The 15,756-nt window shown below is 67.6% G+C and carries 18 protein-coding genes; 10 read left to right on the forward strand and 8 right to left on the reverse strand.

Annotated features, from left to right (window positions below):
- Position 1: 1 nt before the first annotated feature.
- Positions 2 to 529: a GNAT family N-acetyltransferase gene (locus tag ACFWUP_RS10635; protein ID WP_379232923.1), complete on the reverse strand. Its 528-nt coding sequence runs from the start codon at positions 527 to 529 to the stop codon at positions 2 to 4.
- 87 nt (positions 530 to 616) lie between these two features.
- On the opposite strand from ACFWUP_RS10635, the gene deoC reads away from it, so the two are divergent.
- Positions 617 to 1,282, forward strand: coding sequence for a deoxyribose-phosphate aldolase (gene deoC / locus ACFWUP_RS10640; protein ID WP_379232925.1), 666 nt, complete (start codon positions 617 to 619; stop codon positions 1,280 to 1,282).
- Here deoC and ACFWUP_RS10645 read toward each other — a convergent pair whose 3' ends face one another.
- Entirely contained in the window at positions 1,283 to 2,023 is a 741-nt protein-coding gene (locus ACFWUP_RS10645) for a DUF2993 domain-containing protein (protein ID WP_379232927.1), read from the reverse strand.
- A 106-nt stretch (positions 2,024 to 2,129) separates the two neighbouring features.
- Between ACFWUP_RS10645 and ACFWUP_RS10650 the strand changes: the two genes are divergently transcribed.
- A complete protein-coding gene (locus tag ACFWUP_RS10650; protein ID WP_379232929.1) occupies positions 2,130 to 2,738 on the forward strand; it encodes a hypothetical protein in 609 nt (202 codons plus the stop codon).
- Here the strand turns inward: ACFWUP_RS10650 and ACFWUP_RS10655 are convergent.
- The 3 genes from ACFWUP_RS10655 to ACFWUP_RS10665 all read right to left on the reverse strand — a co-directional run bounded on the left by ACFWUP_RS10655 (position 2,724) and on the right by ACFWUP_RS10665 (position 5,500).
- Positions 2,724 to 3,521: a class I SAM-dependent methyltransferase gene (locus tag ACFWUP_RS10655; protein WP_379232931.1), complete on the reverse strand. Its 798-nt coding sequence runs from the start codon at positions 3,519 to 3,521 to the stop codon at positions 2,724 to 2,726. The two genes, ACFWUP_RS10650 and ACFWUP_RS10655, sit on opposite strands and share 15 nt — an antisense overlap.
- A gap of 19 nt (positions 3,522 to 3,540) precedes the next feature.
- Positions 3,541 to 4,068: a DUF2505 domain-containing protein gene (locus ACFWUP_RS10660; protein WP_379232932.1), complete on the reverse strand. Its 528-nt coding sequence runs from the start codon at positions 4,066 to 4,068 to the stop codon at positions 3,541 to 3,543.
- A 295-nt stretch (positions 4,069 to 4,363) separates the two neighbouring features.
- Positions 4,364 to 5,500, reverse strand: a complete 1,137-nt coding sequence (locus ACFWUP_RS10665; RefSeq protein ID WP_379232934.1) for a UDP-N-acetylmuramate dehydrogenase — start codon at positions 5,498 to 5,500, stop codon at positions 4,364 to 4,366.
- Between ACFWUP_RS10665 and ACFWUP_RS10670 the strand changes: the two genes are divergently transcribed.
- The 3 genes from ACFWUP_RS10670 to ACFWUP_RS10680 all read left to right on the forward strand — a co-directional run bounded on the left by ACFWUP_RS10670 (position 5,499) and on the right by ACFWUP_RS10680 (position 7,754).
- Positions 5,499 to 5,987, forward strand: coding sequence for a DUF2505 domain-containing protein (locus tag ACFWUP_RS10670; protein WP_379232936.1), 489 nt, complete (start codon positions 5,499 to 5,501; stop codon positions 5,985 to 5,987). The genes ACFWUP_RS10665 and ACFWUP_RS10670 overlap by 2 nt on opposite strands.
- A 345-nt stretch (positions 5,988 to 6,332) precedes the next feature.
- Positions 6,333 to 7,523: an Ig-like domain-containing protein gene (locus ACFWUP_RS10675; protein WP_379233301.1), complete on the forward strand. Its 1,191-nt coding sequence runs from the start codon at positions 6,333 to 6,335 to the stop codon at positions 7,521 to 7,523.
- A 66-nt stretch (positions 7,524 to 7,589) separates the two neighbouring features.
- Positions 7,590 to 7,754, forward strand: a complete 165-nt coding sequence (locus tag ACFWUP_RS10680; protein ID WP_379232938.1) for a hypothetical protein — start codon at positions 7,590 to 7,592, stop codon at positions 7,752 to 7,754.
- 12 nt (positions 7,755 to 7,766) lie between these two features.
- Here the strand turns inward: ACFWUP_RS10680 and ACFWUP_RS10685 are convergent, their stop codons facing one another.
- Positions 7,767 to 9,134 (reverse strand): MFS transporter, encoded by a 1,368-nt coding sequence (locus tag ACFWUP_RS10685; protein ID WP_379232940.1) that lies wholly within the window; start codon positions 9,132 to 9,134, stop codon positions 7,767 to 7,769.
- A gap of 170 nt (positions 9,135 to 9,304) precedes the next feature.
- On the opposite strand from ACFWUP_RS10685, the gene ACFWUP_RS10690 reads away from it, so the two are divergent.
- Entirely contained in the window at positions 9,305 to 9,907 is a 603-nt protein-coding gene (locus tag ACFWUP_RS10690) for an NADPH-dependent FMN reductase (RefSeq protein ID WP_379232942.1), read from the forward strand.
- A gap of 5 nt (positions 9,908 to 9,912) precedes the next feature.
- Positions 9,913 to 11,355, forward strand: a complete 1,443-nt coding sequence (locus tag ACFWUP_RS10695; protein ID WP_379232944.1) for a DHA2 family efflux MFS transporter permease subunit — start codon at positions 9,913 to 9,915, stop codon at positions 11,353 to 11,355.
- 43 nt (positions 11,356 to 11,398) lie between these two features.
- Here the strand turns inward: ACFWUP_RS10695 and ACFWUP_RS10700 are convergent, their stop codons facing one another.
- Together ACFWUP_RS10700 and ACFWUP_RS10705 are read right to left on the reverse strand one after the other, a co-directional pair.
- A complete protein-coding gene (locus ACFWUP_RS10700; RefSeq protein WP_379232946.1) occupies positions 11,399 to 11,815 on the reverse strand; it encodes an MscL family protein in 417 nt (138 codons plus the stop codon).
- A gap of 330 nt (positions 11,816 to 12,145) precedes the next feature.
- Entirely contained in the window at positions 12,146 to 12,880 is a 735-nt protein-coding gene (locus tag ACFWUP_RS10705) for an SDR family NAD(P)-dependent oxidoreductase (protein ID WP_379232947.1), read from the reverse strand.
- 72 nt (positions 12,881 to 12,952) lie between these two features.
- Between ACFWUP_RS10705 and ACFWUP_RS10710 the strand changes: the two genes are divergently transcribed.
- From ACFWUP_RS10710 to ACFWUP_RS10720, 3 genes are all read left to right on the forward strand, one after another.
- Positions 12,953 to 13,771: an alpha/beta fold hydrolase gene (locus tag ACFWUP_RS10710; RefSeq protein WP_379232949.1), complete on the forward strand. Its 819-nt coding sequence runs from the start codon at positions 12,953 to 12,955 to the stop codon at positions 13,769 to 13,771.
- Between the two features lie 119 nt (positions 13,772 to 13,890).
- Positions 13,891 to 14,364 carry an alpha/beta hydrolase-fold protein gene (locus tag ACFWUP_RS10715; protein WP_379232951.1) on the forward strand — a complete coding sequence of 158 codons (474 nt, stop codon included), beginning with the start codon at positions 13,891 to 13,893 and terminating at the stop codon, positions 14,362 to 14,364.
- A 375-nt stretch (positions 14,365 to 14,739) separates the two neighbouring features.
- Positions 14,740 to 15,732: an alpha/beta hydrolase gene (locus tag ACFWUP_RS10720; RefSeq protein ID WP_379233303.1), complete on the forward strand. Its 993-nt coding sequence runs from the start codon at positions 14,740 to 14,742 to the stop codon at positions 15,730 to 15,732.
- Positions 15,733 to 15,756 lie beyond the last annotated feature (24 nt).

Genomic DNA, 15,756 nt, shown 5'->3' on the forward strand with positions numbered 1-15,756 from the left:
CCTACAGGTCGTAAAACGGTGCGGCATAACGGAATTCGCCGGTAACGGCGGAATCGTAGGCCGTGAGCGGGCGGACCTGGAAGTACGGCGCCCAGTCGGCCTGATCGGGCACGATGCCGAGGCGCGGGCCGGGGACGAAGCCGAAGCGGGCGTAGTAGTCGGGATCGCCGACCAGGCCGACGACCGATTCGTCGAGGGCATCCGCGGCGCCGAGGGCGGCGTGGACCAGCGCCGAGCCGACGCCGGACTTCTGATGCTCGGGATCGACGCCGAGCGGGCCGAGTGCGAGTACCGGGAACGGGCCGATACCGGCTCGGGTGAGACAGATGTGCCCCACGACGGTGTCGTATTCGAGCGCGACCAGCGACAGTGTGGGCATCCACGACTCGTCGGTGCGTAGCGTGTCGACGAGGGCGGGTTCGGGTGGTTCGATGACGGCCGGATCGCCCGCGTAATGCGGGGCGAAGGCGGCGCGGTGGATCGCGGCGATCGCCACGGCGTCCGCTGGGGTCTCGCGACGGATCAGCACAGGCTTAAGTGTCCAGGATTTGGGTACGGGAGCGCAATGATGTGCGGTGCCCGAAATGTTCGCCCCTGAATGTGGAATGCTCGGGAAATGACTTCCGCGCCGCTGACTCGGGCCGCCGTGGCCGACATGATCGATCACACCCTGCTCGCCCCGGAAGCGACTCCGGCCGAGGTGGATGCGCTGATCGCCGACGCGCGCAAGCTCGGCGTGTACGCGATCTGCATCTCGCCCTCGATGCTGCCGGTGCGTGCGCCGGGGCTGGTGGTGGCGACGGTCGCGGGTTTCCCGTCGGGTAAACATCATTCGCTGGTGAAGGGTGCCGAGGCGCGGCTGGCTGTCGACCAGGGCGCCGCCGAGGTCGACATGGTGATCGACGTCGGTGCCGCGCTGGCCGGTGATTTCAATGCCGTGCTCGCCGACATCATCACCGTGCGTGAGGCGACCGCGGAGCGGGCCGTGCTCAAGGTGATCATCGAATCGGCCGCACTCACCGACGAGGCGATCGTCGGCGCGTGCCGGGCGGCCGAGCAGGCCGGTGCCGATTTCGTGAAGACCTCCACCGGTTTTCATCCCGCGGGCGGTGCGAGCGTGCACGCTGTGCGGTTGATGGCCGAGACGGTCGGTGGGCGGCTCGGGGTGAAGGCCAGTGGTGGAATCCGGACCGCCGAGGACGCCGCCGCGATGATCGAGGCCGGTGCCACTCGGCTCGGGTTGTCGAAATCGGCTGTGGTGCTCGACGGTTTTCCCGACTGATCAGCAGGTGAAGTCGGACTGCTGACCCGAGGTGTTGCTCGCGGAGTCGAGAGTGGTCTTGGCGCCCGAAAGGTGCACTGTCACACCGTCATCGGTGACCTTCACTTCCTGCGCGCGCAGGCCCAGCGGGTAGCTCTGCAGGCTCTGGGTGAAGGTTTCGACGATGCCCTGCACGAGGTCGGTGGGCAGGCCGATGCCGAGCAGCTGCGCCGACTTGGTGTCCACGGTGATGTTGCCGTTGCGGACCATCGGCTGTACCTCGAGCTGGGCGAGGCCGCCGAGCACGTCGAGGGTCAGTACGCCGGTGCTCGCCGAGGAGCGCACGCCGCTGACCATGGTGCCCAGTGTTTCGCGGATGCCGTCGTTGTTCCAGGTCACATCGGCCGACGAGCTGTCGATGGTGCCGCCGCCGCGACCGCGGTCGACCAGTTCGATGTCGTTGAATTTCGCGTGCACCACCATGCCGACCGCGGGACCGAACTTGTTGTCCTCGCTGTCGACAGTGACCGAGCCGACCTTGCCGTCCACATACGACAGCAGGATCGGCCGCGCGCCGAAGCCCACGTCGATGCCCGAGCCCATCTGCTGCTCGAACGCGCCGCTGATGCAGTTCGAGATCTTGTGGCGGGCATAGGCTTCGGTGCCGCCGATGGCCGCGACGAGCAGGATGGCGACCACCACCAACGCGATCACCAGCGGGCGCCGACCGATTCTGGGGCGTGGAGGTTTCTGTGTGGTCATGGCATCGGATTCTTCCCGATCTTTATGAGTCTGCTCTGAGGACCGCGTGAAAGCCTTCCCAGCAAAATGTGACCTGGCGCACTCACTCGGGCGTAACCTGGGTCTTATGACTGGCGAGGGCGCGCGCCGGGTGGCGGGGACAGCGGATCATCGATGGCGGGTGCTGCGGCGCCTTGCCGGGCGGCACGCGGGCTTCTTCACGACGCGTCAGGTGTTGCGGACCGGGTGTGAATCGCAGGTCAGGGCGGCTTTAGGGGACGGGTCGGTGACTCGTGCCGGGGTCGGGATGATGCGGCTGGGGCAGTGGCGGGTGGGACCGCTCGACGAGTACGCGATGTGGGCGGCGTGGTTCGACGGGGCGGCGGCGGTGTCGTATCAGAGTGCGGCGGAACTGCACGGGATCGGACGGTTGCAGCCGCGATTTCTGCACCTGTCGGTGTCGGCGGGTCGCCCGCCCGTGACGACCCGGTTGGTGCTGACGCGGCGCAAGCTCGCCGGTGCGGATGTGGAATCGGCGGGGCCGTTCCTGGTGACGACGCCGGTGCGGACGGTCCTGGATCTGGCCGAGACCGAGATCTCGCAGTCGGCATTGGACGAGGTGGTGGCCGACGCGGTGGCGATTCATCGGTGCGATACCGACGAGATCTGGTGGGGTGGACAGCTTTTGGCGCCGCGGGCGGCGACGCGGGTGCGGCGGGCGTTAAGCCGGGTATGACGGGGCGACCACGTCCCACGGCACCGACAGCACACAGTCGCGCATTCTGCGGTTGTAGGTGCGCAGTGGGAAACCGTTGGCGCGCAACATCTCCGCGGCTTCTCGCCAGCGGATGCGCGGGCCGTAGGGTGCCATGGCCGCCGAGCGGTCCCAGGCCTGGTCGGCCGCGGTGAGCAGGGCGTGGATCTTCTCGCCGGGAATGTTGCGGTGGATCAAGGCTTTCGGCAGACGCTCGGCGATGTCGGAGGGTCGGTCTACGGTGAAGGGATCCCAGGCCAGAGTGAAGGAGAGGGGACGGTGGCGGTCGAGCAGCACCCAGGCGCAGCGGCGGCCGAGTTCGTCGCAGGTGCCGTCGACCAGGAGGCCGTCGGGGGCGAGATTGGACTGGATGCGGGCCCACGCTTCGGGGACCGCGTCCTCGGGGTATTGGCGTAGGACGTTGAACGCGCGAACCAGGGTCGGGCGCAGGCCCGCGAGTTCGAAGCCGCCGCGGGCGAAGCGGACGCCGTCGCGGGGTTCGACCACTCGCGCGGGGTCGATCTCGAGGCCGACCACCTCGAGATCGGGGCGGACCGTGCGCAGGCGGGCGGCCAGTTCGAAGGTGGTCCAGGGGGCGGCACCGTAACCGAGATCGACGACCAAGGGGGTGGTGGATTCACGCAGGGTTGTGCTGACCAGTTCGTCGTTGACGAGCCAGCGGTCGCTGCGCCGCAAGCGGTTGACGCCGGTGGTGCCGCGGGTGATGGTGCCGACCGGGGCGACGGCCTTGCGGCTCGGGGCCACTGAGTTTCTCTGGGGTGCGTCAGACCGACTTGTCGGCGGTCTGCGGATCCAGGTAGCGCAGGGTTTCCTCCTGCTCGGCGCGGAACAGGTCGACCAGGTTCACCAGCATGAGCTGTTCCAGGCGCGGGCCGACCATGGGGATGAAGACCTTGGCGACGGGGGAGAAGCGCATGGTGGCGCCGGTCTCGGTGGGGAAAAGGCGGATGGTGCCGGTGAGGCTGCCGGGACCGGCGGGGATCGAGGCGGAGAACTTGCCCTCGGTCTCGTCGTGGTCGAACGGGCCCCAGCTCTCCTTGCGGGTGATCACCATGTCCTTGCGCATGACGGTCTGGGCGATCTCGGGCAGCATCTCGCGCGGGAGGGTGTGGTGCAGGACCACGTCGATGCCGTCGTCGGAGACGTCGAGGCTGACCACTTCGTTGTTGGGCGCGTACTTGCGCATCTCGGCGACGCGGGCTTCCCAGTAGTCCCTGCTCTGCAGTGCCGCGTACAGCTCTTCGGTGGTGTGCAGGGGGTAGCGAGCGGAGTAGTCCAGTCTGCGTGCCATGGCAGGACACGTTACGGGGTTGAGCCGGGCACTGACGTAAGAGGTGGGGATGTTGTTGAGGCTCCCAATTCGAGCGGCCGTGTTCGGCGTGCGGCGTGCCGAACTGTCGTCCCACGCCACCCCGTCGCTACGCCCCCCGTCGCCACGTCGCGACCACGCCACGTCGTCGCCACGTCTCGACCACGCCACGTCACGTCGCCACGCCACGCTGACGTACGCCATCGGCGCGCACCGACGAGGGCCGAGCGCCCGGCTGGGGTTGTCCGGGCGACGCCGCGCCAGCTGGCTGCGTGTTCTACAGGGTGAGGCCGACCGTGACCGGCTCCGGCTCCAGGGTCACGCCGAAGCGTTCCTGGATGCCCGCGCGCACGGTGCGGGCCAGGGCGACGATGTCGGCGGCGGTCGCTGTGCCGCGGTTGGTCAGGGCCAAGGTGTGTTTGGTCGACAGGCGCGCGGCGGCGGTTTCACCGGGGAAGCCCTTGGCGAAACCGGCGCGTTCGATGAGCCAGCCTGCCGAGAGCTTGGTGCCGTCGGGGGCGGGGTAGGTGGGGACCTTCACGTCGTCGCCGACGTGTGCGGCGATCGCAGCCAGTACCCGTGGCAGCTGGTCGGAGGTGACGACGGGGTTGGTGAAAAACGAACCCGCACTCCAGGTGTCGTGATCGGCGGGGTCGAGGACCATGCCCTTGCCTGCCCGTAGGCGAAGCACTTCCGCACGGACCTGTGCGACGGGGCGGGTCTCGCCGTCGCCCGCACCGAGCACCTTCGCCAGTTCGCCGTAGCGCAGCGGCGCGCTCATCCCGCTCGGGTCCAAGGCGAAGTCGACGGCGAGGATCACGCCGTCGTCGGTGTGCTTGAGCACGCTCGTCCGATAACCGAAGCCGAGTTCGGCGGGCTCGGCCCAGCGCACCTCGCCGGTCTTGCGATCGAGCAGCTGGACCCGCCGCAACAGCGAAGCCACTTCCACCCCGTACGCGCCGACGTTCTGCACCGGCGTCGCACCGGCCGAACCCGGAATCCCGGACAGGCACTCGAGGCCGCCCAAACCGGCCGCGACGGTCGCCGCGACGACGGAATCCCAGTTGGCGCCCGCCTCGGCCACCACGCCGCCGGGCCCGAGCTCGACACCGGTGGTCAGCACCCGGACGACCACTCCGTCGAACCCCGCGTCGTCGATGAGCAGGTTCGACCCGCCCGCCACCAACAGCACCGCGATACCGGCCGCATCCAGGGTTTTCACCGTGGCCACCAGTGCCTCGGTGCTCGCGCATTCGGCGACGAGCGCGGGCCCGCCGACCCGCAACGTCGTCAATTCGGACAAACGCACCGAATCGCGGACTGTTGCGCCGGTCTCGGCAAGCAGTTCACGCAGCTGATCGGAGGACACCACCCGTGTTGTACGCACGTCCGCAGACGGTACCGTGTCGAGCATGGCTACACCTCTGGCGTTCACTGCCGGCTACACGCATTCCGTTGACGCGGTGCGCGCCGCGTACTCCGACGAGCAGTACTGGAAGGCCCGGATCGCCGAGGTCGGCGGCCCCGGTGCCCGCCTCGACTCCTTCGCTGTCGAGGGCGATCAGGTCCGTGTCCAGATGGTGCAGTCCATCCCCGCCGACCAGCTTCCCCCGGCCATCACCGCGGTGCGCCCCGGCGATCTCGTCATCCCGCGCACCGAGTCCTACACCGGTACCGGTGGCATCTTCGAAGCCCACGTCGACGGCGCTCCGGCTGTCGTGCGCGGCACGGTCACCATGGCCCCCGACGGCGGCACCGGTTCCACCACCGCCATCGCGGGCACCATCGAGGTGAAGATCCCGCTGTTCGGCGGCAAGATCGAGGCGGCCATCTCCGAGCGGCTGATCGAACTGCTCGGCAACGAGGCCACCTTCACCGAGGAATGGCTCAACCGCCAGTAGTTTCGGCGAACCACCGGCGTAATCACGCAGAACGGCCCGTTCCAGTCAGAATTCTGATTCGAACGAGGCCGATTGTGTGATTACACCGGACTCGGAGTCGGCTCGGGGCGATCCGCCTGACGAGCCGTGCGCGCGGCCGTTCGCCACGGCGCGGCCACCGAGACGGTCCACCGCGCCGAACGTAATCCGCGCGATCGACGAGCTCAGGTTCGGGTCGGTGACAGCGCTCACGAGGTCGAGATCGGTAGCTCGGCGTACATTCGATGCGTGAGCAAACTTTCGGTAACCGGGTTGTTGCGCGCGCGGAAGGCTGCGCGGCGGAGTTCGTCGGCGCGGGGGCGTGAAATGCGTGTTCGTGGTGGGCGTTCCGTGGTTGCGGTGATCTTGCTGGCGGTGCTCGTTGTGCTGACCGGGTGTGCGGGCGGCGGGTCGGGTGGGAGTTCCGAACCGGCTGGGCCGGTCGCGAGGGTCACCATCGCGCCCGCGCCCGGCGCCACCGATGTCGACCCGGTCGCGCCCGTCTCGGTGACGGTCGCGCAGGGCACGATCGACCAGATCGCGCTCACCAATGCCGCGGGCAAGCAGATCACCGGTGAGCTCAGCCCCGACCGCACGACCTACGAGGTGTCCGAACCGCTCGGCTACGGCGCATCCTACACCTGGACCGGCACGGCCATCGGCACCGATGCGAAGCCGGTTCCGATCGACGGCACCTTCACCACGATCAGCCCGCAGTCGACCATTCCGGCCACGCTCAACATCGGCGACGGCCAGGAGGTCGGCATCGCCGCGCCGATCATTCTGAAGTTCGCCGGGCCCGTCGCCGACAAGGCGGCCGTGGAGAAGGCGCTCACCGTCACCACCAGTCAGCCGACCGAAGGGTCGTGGGCGTGGCTGCCCGACGACGGTGGTTCGCGCGTGCACTGGCGGCCCAAGAACTACTGGACCCCCGGCACCACCGTGCACGTCGCCGCGAAGCTCTACGGCGTGGACCTGGGCAACGGTGCCTACGGCGACGCCGATGTGACCTCCGATTTCACCATCGGCCGCAGCCAGATCGTCATCGCGAACGCCCCGAGCCACCGCATGCAGGTGGTTCGCGACGGTGTCACCGTCTTCGACTTCGGGGTGTCCTACGGCGAAGGCAACGAACCGCGCAATGTCACTCGGTCGGGCGTACACGTGGTCACCGAGAAGTACGAGGACTTCATGATGTCGAACCCGCCGTACTACACCAACGTGCGGGAACGCTGGGCGGTGCGCATCTCCAACAACGGCGAATTCATCCACGCCAACCCCGAATCCCTCTCGGCCCAGGGCTCGTCGAACGTCACCAACGGGTGCATCAACCTCTCACCCGCCGATGCCCAGGCCTACTTCCCGACCGCCCGCTACGGCGACCCGGTCGAAGTCACCGGCACCTCGATCGAGTTGTCCCAGGCCGACGGGGATATCTACGACTGGGCCATCGACTGGTCGACGTGGGAGTCCATGTCGGCGTTGCCCGCCGGATCAGGAGTCGCGCAGCCGCGCTAGTCCTGACGACACCCGGCGTAATCGCCCACTTCGCCGCCGAAAAGTCAGAAAACTGACTGGAACGAGATGAAGTGGGCGATTACGCCGGGCGGGAGCGCGACCGCCACCGCGCTGGTCATGCTGTCGCAGAGCCGGTTGGCCGGTGGTGACAACGGATTTCTGGTGTACATGGGTAACTCGCCGGGTGCGCCCATAATTCGACTACCCGAAGCCCGCATGCCCGATACGTGACAGGCTGCGCTCTCAGCGGTCGGCAAAAGACGCGGAGAGGCGGGTATGCCAGCGGGGGTGGTTGCTGTCGATGACGTAGGGGTGGGTGTGTTGGTAGTGGCGGGGGCCGACTTTGATGGCGTCGGCCAGGATCGCGGGGTCGACCGAGCCGATTTCGTGGACGTGGGTGATCTCGGTCGGGTCGTGACGGGGCCAGAAGCGGACGGCGGCCGCTGTGCCGAGGGCGGCGATGGTGGCCAGCGTTGCCCAGGTGGTGGTGAAGCCCGCGGTGGTGGCCAGCCAGCCGGTGATCGGGTAGGTGATCAGCCAGGCCACGTGCGAGAGGGAGAACTGGGCGGCGAACAGGGCCGGACGGTCTTCGGGGCGGGCCGAGCGGCGTAGGACGCGGCCGGTGGGGGTGAGGATCAGGGCAGTGCCCGCGCCGATGGTGGCCCAGGTGGTGAGGGCGGCGGGCCAGTGCCAGGTGCCGGTCGGGAGCGTGGACAGGGTCAGGGCGGCGGTGAGGCCGGTGATGAGGACCGCGGCGCCGGTGAGCATGACGGGGCGCTCGCCCCGGCGGTCCAGGATCTTGGGCAGGGTGAGGGCGATGAGCATGGTACCGAGGCCGTTCGCCGCGAGCAGCAGGGCGACGCCGGACTGGTTGCCCCCCAGCACGTCTCGCGCGTAGTTCACGGTGTTGACCATCACGACCGAACCCGCGGCGGCGACCACCAGGTTCAAGCCGAGCAGCCCGCGCAGCCGTGGAGTGGCCGCGAACAGTCGCACTCCGGCGGCGAGCCGTTCCTTGATCGCGCCGTCGCCGACCACCGCGTTCGGGATGTGCGCGGCCGTCACCAGGGCGACGGAGACGGCGAAGCCGAGGCCGGTGCCGACGAACAGCCAGTGGAAGCTGATCAGGCTCAAGGCCAGTGCCGCGAGCATCGGGCTGAGCAGGGTTTCCATGGTCGCGGCTAGCTGGGCGGCCGAGAGTGCCTTGGTGTAGTCGCGTTCGTCGGGGAGGATGTCGGGCAGAACTGCCTGGTAGGTGGGGGTGTAGGCGGCGGAGGCGATCTGCAGTGCGGTGATGAGCACGTAGATCTGCCAGACCGCGTCGACGAACGGCAGGGCGAGCACAATCGCACCGCGAATGCCGTTGAGCGCCATCAGGAATTGCCTGCGCGGGAGTTTACCCGCGTACGCGCCCGCGATCGGCGCGACGGTGACGTAGGCGACCATTTTCAACGTCAAGGCGGTGCTGAGCACGATGGCCGCGTTGCCGCCGGCCAGGTCGTAGGCGAGCAGGCCCAGCGCCACGGTGGTGAGTCCGGTGCCGAAAAGGGCCGCGACCTGGGCGGTGAACAGCAGTCGGTAGTCGCGGTGGGCGAACAGTGAGGTGGTCATGGCGCGACCCTTTCGATACTGCTTATCTGCGTATGAATGCAATAAGCAGCATAAGGCGTGGAGTATTCCCGCGCCACCAGAATTCTTCGACTTGACCTCAAGGAATGTTGAGGTAGGACGGTGGAGCGCAGCGGCGACCCGAGGGGTCGCCACCGACGGACAGGAATGTCATGAGCGTCACGATCGACAACGCCCGCACCACCATTCGCCCGCTGCGGCTCGCGGTCGTCATCGGCAGCACGAGGGAGGGGCGATTCGGCCCCACGGTCGCGAACTGGTTCGTCCGGCAAGCCGCCCTGCGCGACACTCTCACCGTCGACATCGCCGACACCCGAGAAATCGAACTCCCGCACGCGTTCGGTGCCGCCACCGACCACCCGTCCGTCGCCGAGGCCACCGAAACCCTCACCAGCGCTGACGCGTTCGTCGTGGTGACCCCCGAGTACAACCACAGCTACCCGGGCTCGCTGAAGAACCTGATCGACACCCACCACTCCGAATGGCAGGCCAAACCGGTCGGGTTCGTCTCCTACGGCGGCATCTCCGGCGGCCTGCGCGCCGTCGAACACCTGCGCCCGGTCTTCGCCGAACTGCACGCCGTCACCGTGCGCGACTCGGTCGCCTTCCCGAATCCGTGGGGCCGATTCGACGCCGCGGGCGAGCTGACCGCGCCGAACGGCGCCGACGAAGCCGCGGCCACCATGCTGGATCAGCTGAGCTGGTGGGGCGAGGCCCTGCGCACCGCCCGCCTGGCCCAGCCGTACGGGAAGTGACGGCCGTGCTCACCACCGTGACACCGACCGCCGCGCGCACTCCGCTGCGGATCGCCCTGGTACTGGTGGTCGGGATGATCATGGCGACGCTCGATCAGACCATCGTGAACGTCGCCGTCAACAAACTCTCGGAGGAATTCGACGCGGGCCTGAGCACGATTCAGTGGGTCGCTACCGGCTACTCGCTCGCCCTCGGTGCCGTGGTGCCGACCTCGGCGTGGCTGGTCGGCCGGTTCGGGGCCAAGCGGCTGTACCTGACGGCGATCGTCGCTTTCGTGGTCGGCTCCGTGCTGGCCGGTCTGTCGTGGAACATCGAGTCGCTCATCGCATTTCGTCTGATCCAGGGGGCGAGTGGTGGACTGTTGATGCCGGTCGGCATGACGATCCTGCTGCGTGCGGCCGGCCCGGAGCGGTTGGGCCAGTTGATGAGCACGCTCGGGTTGGCGATTCTGGTCGGCCCGCTGCTCGGCCCGGTGATCGGCGGCTATCTCATCGACGAGGTGTCGTGGCGGTGGATGTTCTTCGTCAATGTGCCGCTCGGCGCGTTGGTGCTGGTGCTGGCGGCCCGGGTGGTGCCCGACGACGCGCCGGAACCGCCACGCGCGCTCGATGTGCGGGGGCTACTGCTGATGTCGCCCGGGCTGGCGCTGGTGATCTACGGCGTGACGGCGGCGGGTGAGAGTGCCGGGTTCGCCACGCCCGCCGTGCTGGTGCCGCTGCTGGTGGGAGCCGGTCTGATCGCCGCATTCGTGCGACATTCGCTGACCACTGCCACCCCGCTGCTGGATCTGCGCGTGCTCGGCAACCGGACGACCGGCACCGCCGCGGTCCTGCTCGGGGTGTTCGCGGGTGGCTATTTCGGTTCGATGCTGTTGCTGCCGTTGTACTTCCAGGTGGTGCGCGGTGAATCAGCGTTGGTGGCAGGCGCTTTGGGGATTCCGTTCGCGCTGGCGTCGGGGGCGACGATGCAGGTGGCGGGCAGATTGATCGATCGAATTCCGCCCGGCCGGTACCTGCCCGCATCGATCACGGTGGCGCTCACCGGGTTCGCGCTGTTCGTGCTCCAGCTCGACGCGGACGCGCCGTACTGGGCACTGTGCCTCACGATGGTGCTGATGGGGGCCGGCGGTGGCGGCACGCTGATGCCGGTAATGACCACCGCGACCCGGTCGTTGAGTCGGGAGCAGCAGCCGGTCGGGTCGACGGTGCTGAACATGATCAGCACCACGTCGATGGCAATCGGCACCGCGGTGGCATCGGTGACGCTGGGCGCGCTGCTCCCGGTGACGGGTGGGCTCCAGGCCCTGCACGCTATGTCCGTGGATCAGCGCGCCGACCTGGCCCCGGCGCTGGCCGACGCCTTCCAGCACACCTACCTGATCGCACCGATCATGATCGCGCTCGCGCTCGTTCCCGCGCTCTTGCTGCCGAGACGGCGTGCGGAGTAGCAGCCTGGCCGGTGGCCTCGGTGCCACCGGCCGGAGCGGCGTCTCAGGCCTCGACGGACTCGTTCGCGCGTTCCTTGCTCAGTTCGACGGCCTGGTCGGTGGTCAGGCCCTGCTGCTTGGCGAGCAGGTCGCGGATCTCGATGAGCAGTTCGGTCTCGGTGGGCTCGGCGGCCTTGGTGGTGCCGAACTTGTTCTTCAGCGTCTTCATGGGCAGCATCAGCGCGAAGTACAGCACCGCGGCGACCATGGCGAAATCGATGAGGCCGGTGATGATCGGGCCGACGGCGATGAAGGTGGCCGGCTTACCGGCGACCAGCTGGAAGCCCAGGCCCAGCTCATTGGTCGAACCGAACACGGCGAGCAGCGGGCTGACGATGCCCTTGGTGACCGAGGTGACCACCGCGGTGAACGCGGTACCCATCACCACAGCGACCGCGAGATCGATGACGTTTCCGCGCATCAGAAAATCTTTGAACCCACTGAATACAGACTTCAGACCGAGCATTGGACTTGCACTCCTAAGGCTGGCTAACGGCAAACGGCCATGTTAACGGCCGTTCACGCGGCATGGCGAACTCGCGGCAATGCGTGAACGGGTCGTTGTCAGTATCAATTCCGGTCGCCGACCTCGCTACTCGAACGGGCGGCAGCCCGGATTCGCCTGTCGCGTCCTCGAATTGAGCTTCCGGATCGGTTCGGCAGGCGAAGCGGGTCGCGACGGGGCGTGAACACCGGGGTGTCGAGTGTCACGTTTAGATGGCTGATTCAGCTAGGAGCTGGGGAAACAGGTTCAGGAGCGGCGGGCGAAGGAGCCCGGCCCCGCCTGGTCGCGCGGCTTCACGACGATGGTGTCGAGGTTGACGTGCGACGGCCGCGACGCCACGAAGCCGACGATCTCGGCGATGTCCTGGGCGTAGAGCGGGTCGATGCCCTCGTAGACCTTGGCCGCGCGCTCGGCGTCACCGTCGAAACGGACCAGGGAGAACTCGGTTTCCACCGCACCGGGGGCGATCTCGGTGAGGCGGACCGGTTGACCGAGGAGCTCGCCGCGCAAGGTGCGGTGGACGACGGCCTGGGCGTGCTTGGCGGAGGTGTAGCCGGAGCCGTTGTCGTAGGTGAGCATGGCGGCGATGGAGGTGACGGTGACGATCAGGCCGTCGCCGGAGGCGATCAGTTTCGGCAACAGCGCCTTGGTGACGCGCAGGGTGCCGAGCACATTGGTCTCCCACATCCAGCGCCAGTCGTCGAGGTCGGCGTCGATCACCGGGGCAAGCCCCTTCGCGCCGCCCGCGTTGTTGACCAGCACGTCGACGTGGTCGATCGCGTCGGTGAGCGCGCGCACCGAGTCCTCGGAAGTGACGTCGAGTTCCAGCGCGGTGCCACCGATCTCCGACGCCAGACTCTGCACTCGGTCGAACCGCCGGGCACCCACATAGACGTGATAACCCTGCTTGGCCAGTTCCCGGGCGGTGGCCTCACCGATGCCCGAGCTGGCTCCGGTGACGACAGCGGTGCGAATGCTCATGTTTGTCGATCTTATTCGCCCTGGATATCCGGTCGCCATGGCTCAGATCACGGTGCCGATTAACCTGTCGGGATGGCTATTCGTGACGTTGTCAGCGCTGATGGAACGACGATCGTCTACCGGGTGAGCGGGACCGGTAGGCCGCTGGTGCTGTTGCACGGGTGGGCCGGGAATCTGCGGTGCTGGGGTGCGGCCGCCGACGAGCTGGCGCAACGGTACCGGGTGATCGCGGTGGACCTGCGCGGGCACGGCTACTCCGACGATCCCGGTGCCGGCTACGACGATCCGAAGGCGTGGGCGGGCGATGTGGCCGCGGTGCTGGCCGCCGAGGGCATCGATGCCGGGGCGGTGCTGCTGGGCTGGTCCTATGGCGGGATCGTCGCCACCGATTACTTCGCCACCTATGGGACTTCCGCGGTCGCCGGTGTCATCTACTGCGGTGCGCCCGCCCATATCGGCCGCGATGTGCCCGGTGCGGCGCCAGGACCGGCGATGGAGAAGGCGATACCGGGGGTGTTCGACGAGGCGGCCGGGCGGGCGGTGCGCGCGTTCGCGGTGTTCGGCAACGCCAACACCGGGCCCGGCGACGACAAGGGTGTCGATGCGCAGCGGTTGTTCGGCGGCAGCCTCGCGACCCCGCCGTCGGTGCGCAAGGCGCTGTTCTACCGCACGATCGACAACACCGAAACCCTTCGCGCCCTTGATGTTCCGGTGCTCGTACTGCACGGCACCGCCGATCCGGTGGTTCCGGCGGCCGCCGGTCAGTACATCGTCGACAACGTCCCGAACGCGCGCGGTTCGTTCTGGGAGGGTGCGCAGCACGGGCTGTTCATCGAGGACCGTGCGCGCTTCCTCGCCGAGGTCAGCGCATTCGTCGACGCGCTGGAGTGAGCTCCACCCGCCCTCACTCACTGTGAATCGTAAATGTTTCAGAAACATGTCCGCGGTGGGTGAAGACCACCTACTCTGTGGTCGACGGCCTTGTCCGTGGCCGGGCATGGAGGTGGCGCATGGGTGTCTATCGCGCGGTCGGCTCGTACAGCGGTTGCGTCTCCACCAGCGGTCCGCAGGGTCATGCCATCGTCAAAACCGTTGTCTCCGGGCAGAACGGTGACCCTGTGAACATGTGGGGACACCCCGGCGACCCGCTCTGGGCCGCCAACGACCCGTTCCTGCACGCCGAACGCCTGCGCGGGCTGGCCATCTACGTCTCCTCCGGCAACGGACTGCCCGGCGCGCTCGACACCGTCGACGGGCCGGGGCTGCAGGGGGATTCGATGAAGCTCGTCGATCAGTTGGTCATCGGCGGCGCCCTCGACGCGGTGACCGCGGTGTGCACTCAGCAACTGGCCACGCGATTCCGGGACCTGGCCGTCCCGGCGACTGTCGAGTTGCGGCCCGACGGTACCCATTCCTGGGGATATTGGCGCAACGACCTGCGACGTTCCTGGCCGCTGTTCGCCGAGGCGTTGCGCGTCGGCTGAGTGTCGGCATCTTCGGCCTGACCTCGAAGTTTTCCGTTCGGCAAATAAATTCGCAACCCTCTTGCGTTCGCCTTTTGCAATTCGTGGCATCGGTGCGATGGCCCTATTGGTCTGTATACGCCGCATAAATTTGCCGGTGCGGGTGGGTATGGTTGAGGTATCCGCGCAGGTCGACCGGATGATTTGATTGGTTCGCGGCGCCGACGTGATCGTGCCGTGATTGTTTCGGCGAACTATCCCCAGCTGCGGAAACAGTATCCCGGATAATCTTCTGGGAATCGTCACAGACTTATTGCGAATCCGTATGTAGCGTTCTGGAATGTCGTTGGATCGAAGACGGAGTGGAAGATTCGGCGTCGAGAACGGAGTTCGATGATGTTCGGTCGAGCAGTGGGCGCTCGGGTCGTAGTGGCTGTGCTGGGTTTGGTCGCGGGGGCGGTTGTCGGGGGGCCGGTCGCCGCCGATCCTGGGCACGCGCGGATCGAGGATCAGCGGGTCGAGCCGGATCGCACCATCGACATGGGCGTGTACTCGCCCGCGATGGATATCGTCACCAGGGTTCGGGTGCTGCGGGCCGCGGATCCCGAGGCGCCGGCGCCGACGTTGTACCTGCTCAACGGGGTCGGCGGGGGTAGCGACGGCAACTGGCTCGATCGCACCGATGTCGTCGAGTTCTTCAAGGACAAACAGGTCAACGTCGTGATCCCGTTCGGCGGGGCAGGCAGCTATTTCGCCGACTGGCGCACCGACGACCCGGTGCTCGGCAAGCAGCGGTGGACCACCTTCCTCACCAAGGAACTGCCGCCGGTGATCGACGCGGAGTTCGACGGCACCGGCGCCAATGCGATTGCGGGACTGTCGATGGCGGGGACCTCGGTGTTCCAGCTCGCGCTCGCCGAACCGGGCCTGTACCGGGCCATCGGGTCCTACAGCGGGTGCGTGCGCACGAGTGACCCACGCGGGCAGGCGATCGTGCGGACCGTGGTGGGCAGCAGGCTCGGCAACGCGGCCAATATGTGGGGCCCGCCGACCGACCCCGAGTGGTCGGCCAACGACCCCTACCTGCACGCGGAGTCGTTGCGCGGCACCGAGGTCTACATCTCCTCCGGCACCGGCCTGCCCGGGCCGTACGACACCATCGCGGGCGCACAGGGCAGCGTGCTCCAGCTCACCCAGCAATTGCTTTTCGGCTCCTCGTTGGAAGCGATCACCCATGTGTGCACCCAGCAGCTGCGGGATCGCCTGCAGACGCTCGGCATCCCCGCGACAATCGACATGCGCCCCTACGGCACCCACTCGTGGGGCTACTGGGAAGAGGACATGCACAAATCGTGGCCCGTGTTCGAGGCGGCGCTGAACCGAGCGTGACGTCCGAAATCCGCTCGCGCTCGG

Origin of the sequence: Nocardia sp. NPDC058658 (assembly GCF_042716665.1) — a bacterium.
Classification (GTDB): domain Bacteria; phylum Actinomycetota; class Actinomycetes; order Mycobacteriales; family Mycobacteriaceae; genus Nocardia.

Coding starts and splice junctions, on each gene's coding strand:
- ACFWUP_RS10680 (WP_379232938.1), top strand. CDS start 7,590: ATGAAGTGGGCGATTACGCCGGGCGGGAGCGCGACCGCCACCGCGCTG.
- ACFWUP_RS10645 (WP_379232927.1), bottom strand. CDS start 2,023: ATGACCACACAGAAACCTCCACGCCCCAGAATCGGTCGGCGCCCGCTG.
- ACFWUP_RS10660 (WP_379232932.1), bottom strand. CDS start 4,068: ATGGCACGCAGACTGGACTACTCCGCTCGCTACCCCCTGCACACCACC.
- ACFWUP_RS10650 (WP_379232929.1), top strand. CDS start 2,130: ATGACTGGCGAGGGCGCGCGCCGGGTGGCGGGGACAGCGGATCATCGA.
- ACFWUP_RS10720 (WP_379233303.1), top strand. CDS start 14,740: ATGTTCGGTCGAGCAGTGGGCGCTCGGGTCGTAGTGGCTGTGCTGGGT.
- ACFWUP_RS10685 (WP_379232940.1), bottom strand. CDS start 9,134: ATGACCACCTCACTGTTCGCCCACCGCGACTACCGACTGCTGTTCACC.
- ACFWUP_RS10665 (WP_379232934.1), bottom strand. CDS start 5,500: ATGCTCGACACGGTACCGTCTGCGGACGTGCGTACAACACGGGTGGTG.
- ACFWUP_RS10670 (WP_379232936.1), top strand. CDS start 5,499: ATGGCTACACCTCTGGCGTTCACTGCCGGCTACACGCATTCCGTTGAC.
- deoC (WP_379232925.1), top strand. CDS start 617: ATGACTTCCGCGCCGCTGACTCGGGCCGCCGTGGCCGACATGATCGAT.
- ACFWUP_RS10710 (WP_379232949.1), top strand. CDS start 12,953: ATGGCTATTCGTGACGTTGTCAGCGCTGATGGAACGACGATCGTCTAC.
- ACFWUP_RS10705 (WP_379232947.1), bottom strand. CDS start 12,880: ATGAGCATTCGCACCGCTGTCGTCACCGGAGCCAGCTCGGGCATCGGT.
- ACFWUP_RS10700 (WP_379232946.1), bottom strand. CDS start 11,815: ATGCGCGGAAACGTCATCGATCTCGCGGTCGCTGTGGTGATGGGTACC.
- ACFWUP_RS10690 (WP_379232942.1), top strand. CDS start 9,305: ATGAGCGTCACGATCGACAACGCCCGCACCACCATTCGCCCGCTGCGG.
- ACFWUP_RS10675 (WP_379233301.1), top strand. CDS start 6,333: ATGCGTGTTCGTGGTGGGCGTTCCGTGGTTGCGGTGATCTTGCTGGCG.
- ACFWUP_RS10715 (WP_379232951.1), top strand. CDS start 13,891: ATGGGTGTCTATCGCGCGGTCGGCTCGTACAGCGGTTGCGTCTCCACC.